We start from the raw sequence: 5,470 nt of genomic DNA, 5'->3' as shown, positions 1-5,470 counted from the left end.
CAGCCCCGGAGCCGATGCCCGAAAAAACCAAGGCCGCGATGACCTCGCTGGACGTGGTCTTTGAAGAGAACAACACCCGTATCGCGCAGCAATCGGCCACCGCCGCAGAGACCGTGGCGACGCGCCTGCGCGCCGGCCAGGGCGTGCGCATGGCGCTGCTGGCACGCGAGAACGAGAACGACCAAACCCCCGCCCGCCGCGATGCGCTGACCGACGAGCGCCTGCAGGCGCTGCGCGCTGAACTGGCCCAGCACGGCATCCCGCCTGGCCAGGTGCAGGTGCTGTGGCGCCCCACGCCCGGCGACACCACGGTGCACCGCTACGGCGCGGGCTACCGCCTGCTGGCGCGGCTGCAGGTCAAGCCTTGACCGGCATCGTTCCAAAGCTACCAATTTCATAGCTTATAGCGCTTTATAGACGGGCACTAAGAGCATAAAACACCCAAATCACGTCTAGTTTTTCTCCCTGTACGACTAGGAGACAGTCATGTCCCACAAGCACCCAACCTTTCTTCGCCGGGCACGCCTGGCTCCGCTGGCCGCTGCGGCGGCATTGATCGCTGCGACCTCCGGCGTGGCGCTGGCGCAGAGCAATGGAAGCGCTCCGGTGGCCGGACCCTCGGCCAACCAAACCAGCAACGGGGTGGTGAACGCCCAAAACAGCAGCAATGCGCAGTACACCAACTTCCCCAGCAATGGCGTGGTGAACGGCAATGGCGTGGATGCGCTGGCCATTGGCAACCAGCACCGGCTTGCCACCGGTGCGGCTGCCGCCCTGACCATCAACAACCAGCCGCTGACGCAGCCCACGGTGGATATTGCTCAGCAGGTCAGCGGCACCGTCATCAGCACCACCTCTGGACTGATCGGCGTCAATGCCGCCAATGTGATCGGCAACCACGATGGTGATACCGCCAGCGTGAGCAACAACGAAGCCACCTCCACCGCGATCGGCAGCACGGCGGTAGGCACCATGCAGATCACCGGCACAGCGGTGGACATGAGCACCCCGGCGACGGCGGCGGTTAGCCAGACGGCAACGGGCGCGGTGTTTGGCACCACCTCCCTGACCCAGGTAGGTATCCGCCTGAACCAGACCGGCGGTGCCAACCCCGCCAATGCCATGGACAACCTGGGGCTGAGTGTCTCGGGCAACCAGGTCGATGCCAGTGCCCAGGCCAATACCACCCAGGCGGGTATCCAGGTGCAGGGCAGCAGCGTCAATGTGGGGGCCGATGCCAGCAGTACCGTTGACCAAGTGGCCACGGGCCCTGTTTTTGGCATCAGCTCGGTCGGCAATTTGCTGGGTATCCGGGTTCAGGGCACCCCCAACCAGCCCATGACGGACAGCACCCTGAGCGTGAGCGGCAACCAGGTGCAAGCCTCCGCTGGCGGTAACCAACAGACCAGCAACCTGCAGATCACGGCATCGGGTGATGTGGTGCAGGCGCCCGGTACGGTTCTGGCCACCACGGCGACCCAGGGCAATGGCGGCCTTGTCATCGCCTCAGGCTCGGCAACCACCCTGGGCATCGACAACCAAAAGCCTGGCTCGGCCAACAACAGCTACAGCGTCGCGGGCAACAGCGTCAGCGCCCAAGCCGATGGCAACAGCGGCAGCAACCGCACGGCTGTGGCTGCTGCAGGCAGTATCGACGGTGCGGTGTTGGAGACCACGAATTCCCAGACCCTGGTCTCGCCCGTCGTCACCGCTGGTGCGAGTGTGTTATCGCTGGGCGTGCAGACCCTGGACAGCAGCAACGACACCATGAACGTCAGCGGCAACCTGGTCCAAGCCCAGGCCCAGGGCTCCAGCGCCAGCAACCAGACCCGTGCAGGGGCCAGCAACATTGCGGGCAGCCTGGCCACCACGGCCAATACCCAGGTGAATGCGGGCGGTGCCGTTTCGGCCGGTGCTGGCGCTGCGCGCATCGGCAGCAGCTCGACCAGCCTGTCTGGCAGCAGCCTGACGGTGAGCGGCAACCAGGTCAGCGCTGACGCTACGGCCGCCTCCGCCACCAACGATGCCCAACTGGGTGCCGACAATACGGTGACGCAATCGGCCGCCGTGGTGATGAACACGCAGGGCCATGCCTTCGGCGAAGTGGAGGCCAGCGCCAGCTCCAACCTGGTGGGCGCAGCGACTACCAGCGCCACCAATTCCACTCTGGTGGTCAGCGGCAACCAGTTCAGCGCCAGCGCTGCCAGCCAGAAGGCCGACAACCTGGCCCGCATCAATGCCACCAATGGTGTGGTTGATTCTGGCGCCATCGTGGTCAATGTGCAGGACCACCAGGCCGGCAATGTCGGTGCCACGGTCGCAGACTTCATCAACGTCAGCCCTGCGCCCCAGCCAGCCCCGATGCTGATCGGCCTGCGTGCCGACACGGCCTCGGGCGCCAGCCTCACCGTCACCGGCAACCAGGGCGCCTCGGATGCCATCGTCAACCAGGCGAACAACCAGGTCTCGATGGCCGGCAGCCGCATCGATGGCAGCTCCGCGGCCATTCTCTACAACGCACAAAACGTGTCGTCGGGCAATGCACAATCGCTCACCTGGGTCAACCTGGGGGTAGATGGCAACACCGTGGCAGACACCACGCGTGCCGGTGGCCATGAGCTGGTGGTGAGCAACAACCAGTTCAGCGCCAATGCCAGCCAGAACCAGGCCGTCAACAGCCTGGAGATGAACGCCGTCAGCACGCTGGGAACGGGCAGCCTGCAGCCGGCACTGCTGGGCAGCGTGCAGACCTCGGCAGGCGACACCTCGGCGACCACGCGGATGGACATCCTCAGCGGCAACAGTGTGGCTACCGATGCCAGCGGCAATACCACCATCACGGGCAACCAGGCCAGCAGCATGGCGCGTGCCAACGTCGCCAACAACCAGCTGACCCTGGCTGCCGGCACGCAGGCCAGCGACCAGTTCGCGTTGCTGGCCAATACCCAGGGCAACGTGGGTGCCGTCACCTCGACCACCAGCTTGCTGGCCGGCGGCAGTGCCGCCAACCGGATTGATGGCAACATCACCACCACCGGCAACCAGGCGCTGGCCGTAGCGGCAGGTAATACGTCCCTCAACAGCGTGCAGGTAGGTGCCGGCACGGCGCTCAACAGCGGCTCGGGCGTGGGCTTACTCAATTCGCAGGCCAACAGCGGCAACGTGTTGGCCACCGCAACCCTGAACGCCGATGGCTTCAGCCGTGGCAGCTCGCTCAACCTGAGCGGCAACACGGCCAGCGCCACGGCCGTGGGCAACAACGCGGAGAACGTCGTGAACGTGTCGGCCCTGCCTGGCCAGCAAATGGCCAGCGCGCAGCTGACCTCCACCCAGATCAACAGCGGCAACGTGTCGGCGGTGGTCAGCGGCAGCTACAGCGCCTCCGGCGTACCGGGCACCAGCGGCATCAACGTATCGGGCAACCGCTCGTCTGCGGTGGCGATTGGCAACCGTGCCACCTCGTCGATGACATTGGGTGTGCAATAAGCCGTAAGGCCTTGCACTTTGACAGCCCGCCTGGCCCCCCAGGCGGGCTTTTTTGTGTCTGCCAGCAGTGGGGCATATCGCACCCTTTGCGTGCGAAATGCTGCCGGGGCTAACCTGCCGGGTTTTCAACTGCAGGAGTTTTGGTATGAACCTCGCGATACCCCCCTTCTGGGCATCCTGGCTGTACCGGCCGGTGGAGTTGCGCATCGATGTGAGCCCGATTCCACCCCATCAACTCGAAGGCGAATGCGCCTCCATCCACGATCGCATCCACACCCCCGGCGACCGGCTCCATGGCCTGCCCGAGATTCCTTTGTCCGACCCCCGTTTTGCCATCCGCTACCGCAGTGCCGATGGCGAGTTCTATGTCTATGTCGAAGACCAGCTGGAGCACCGCATTGCGGGCTTTACCGTCTTCAACCGCCTGATCGAGCTGGACAAGCGCGCCGACCGCTACATACGCGGCCCACACAGCCGCTTTGACCCCGCCTACCAGCGCAAGGGCCTGGCCTCTTGCATCTACCGCTGGGCGCTCGATGCAGGCCTGTGCCTGGTCACAGGCGCGCGCCAGTCACCGGGCGCGCATGCGCTGTGGCACAAGCTCGCTGCCAGCCACCGCCTGGGCTATGTCGATATCCACAACAAGAAAATGCACTACCTGGGCGAGCGCATGGCGCCCGAGCGGCTCGATCCGCTCAGCACCCGCATGTTTCTGCTGGGGCAGGGCTGGTCGCTGGGCAGCTTTGCGGCAGCCACCGGCATGCGCTGCGATTGACGATGCCGCGCGGCATCACGCGGGCCGGCGCATCACGAACTTGCCCGCCTCGCTGATCGTGAAATAGTCGCCCGGCCCGCCGCCGCGCAGCAGCGGTTTGCCCGCTGCCGTCTGGTACACGCCGCCTTGCAGCAGCTGCTCGTCGATATGCACCATCACCACCTCGCCCAGCACCAGCCAGGTGGGCACCTGCGCGCCTTGCGCGGTCTGCAGCTGCACGATCTGGGTGCAGCGGCATTCCATCGTCACCAGGCTGGCCTGCACGCGCGGCGGGCGCACCAGTGTCGAGGGCTCGGTGGCCAGGCCGGCCAGCTCGAATTCGTTCACCTCGGGGCCCACGGCCGCGCAGCTCTGGTTCATCGCCTCGGCCAGCGATTCGCTCGCCAGGTTCCAGACAAACTCGCCCGTCGCCTCGATGTTGTTCAGGCTGTCTTTGCGCCCCACGCTGGCAAAGCCGACGATGGGCGGCACATAGTTGAAGGCGTTGAAAAAGCTGTAGGGCGCCAGGTTCAGCACGCCGCTGCTGCTGGTGCTGGAGATCCAGCCAATCGGGCGCGGGCCGACGATGGCATTGAAGGGGTCATGGGGCAGGCGGTGGCCTTGGCGGGGTTCGTAGCTGTGCAGGGGCATGGTGGGGCAATGACTGAGTGGGAAAGCGGTAGACGGCGGCAGATTGCGCAGATTTCTAGCGGGTCTGCATGCCCAGAAAACGCACCGGTGACAGGCCGCAGGCACGCTGCACCATGGCGCTGAAGGCGCTGGGCGTATAGCCCAGCTCGGCAGCTATCTGGCCAATGGCCAGGCCGCTGGCACCCAGCTCCACCGCCTTGGCCAGAATGACCTGCTGGCGCCACTGCAGGTAGGTGCAGCCCAGCTCCTGGCGGAACAGGCGCGCAATGGTGCGTGGGCTGGCGCCGCTGTTGTGGGCAAAGGCCTGCAGGCTGTCATGGGCCAGCGGGTCGTCCAGGACGGCCTGGCACAGGCTGTGCAGGCGCTTGTCGCGCGGCATGTCCACCCGCAGATCGAGCTGGGTGGCCTGGCGCAGCTCATCGAGCAGCAGCGCGCTGACATGGCGCTCGCGTGCGAGCTGCGCGGCGCTGGGCGCGGGTGCATCGTCGGGCAGGGTGGGCAGATCGCAGACGAGCGCGCGCATCAGCTCGGAGACCTCCAGCACGCGGCAGCGGCGCCAGAGGTTGGCAGCGCTGTCAC

Annotated in this window: 5 protein-coding genes; 3 read left to right on the top strand and 2 right to left on the bottom strand. The window is 65.9% G+C overall.

Features of this window, described 5'->3' with window-relative positions; genetic code table 11:
* The 3 genes from H928_RS27915 to H928_RS0114465 all read left to right on the top strand — a co-directional run.
* On the top strand, positions 1-368 hold a 368-nt coding region (locus tag H928_RS27915), incomplete at its 5' end, for a hypothetical protein (RefSeq protein ID WP_204366315.1).
* 118 nt (positions 369-486) lie between these two features.
* Positions 487-3,486 carry an S-layer family protein gene (locus H928_RS0114470; protein ID WP_021027156.1) on the top strand — a complete coding sequence of 1,000 codons (3,000 nt, stop codon included), beginning with the start codon at positions 487-489 and terminating at the stop codon, positions 3,484-3,486.
* Between the two features lie 145 nt (positions 3,487-3,631).
* Complete coding sequence (locus H928_RS0114465) at positions 3,632-4,261, top strand: hypothetical protein (protein ID WP_021027155.1); 630 nt, start codon at positions 3,632-3,634, stop codon at positions 4,259-4,261.
* A gap of 15 nt (positions 4,262-4,276) precedes the next feature.
* On the opposite strand, the gene H928_RS27910 is transcribed toward H928_RS0114465, so the two are convergent.
* Both H928_RS27910 and H928_RS0114455 read right to left on the bottom strand, forming a co-directional pair.
* Positions 4,277-4,891: a flavin reductase family protein gene (locus H928_RS27910; protein WP_021027154.1), complete on the bottom strand. Its 615-nt coding sequence runs from the start codon at positions 4,889-4,891 to the stop codon at positions 4,277-4,279.
* Between the two features lie 55 nt (positions 4,892-4,946).
* The coding region (locus H928_RS0114455; protein ID WP_021027153.1) for an AraC family transcriptional regulator at positions 4,947-5,470 on the bottom strand (524 nt) is incomplete at its 5' end.

The sequence above is a fragment of the Comamonas sp. B-9 genome, from assembly GCF_000410635.1.
In the GTDB taxonomy this organism is placed as follows: domain Bacteria; phylum Pseudomonadota; class Gammaproteobacteria; order Burkholderiales; family Burkholderiaceae_C; genus Comamonas.
Note: the sequence above shows the minus strand (reverse complement) of the source record. Positions and strands in the feature narration are given on the sequence as shown.

Coding starts and splice junctions, on each gene's coding strand:
- H928_RS0114465 (WP_021027155.1), top strand. CDS start 3,632: ATGAACCTCGCGATACCCCCCTTCTGGGCATCCTGGCTGTACCGGCCG.
- H928_RS27910 (WP_021027154.1), bottom strand. CDS start 4,891: ATGCCCCTGCACAGCTACGAACCCCGCCAAGGCCACCGCCTGCCCCAT.
- H928_RS0114470 (WP_021027156.1), top strand. CDS start 487: ATGTCCCACAAGCACCCAACCTTTCTTCGCCGGGCACGCCTGGCTCCG.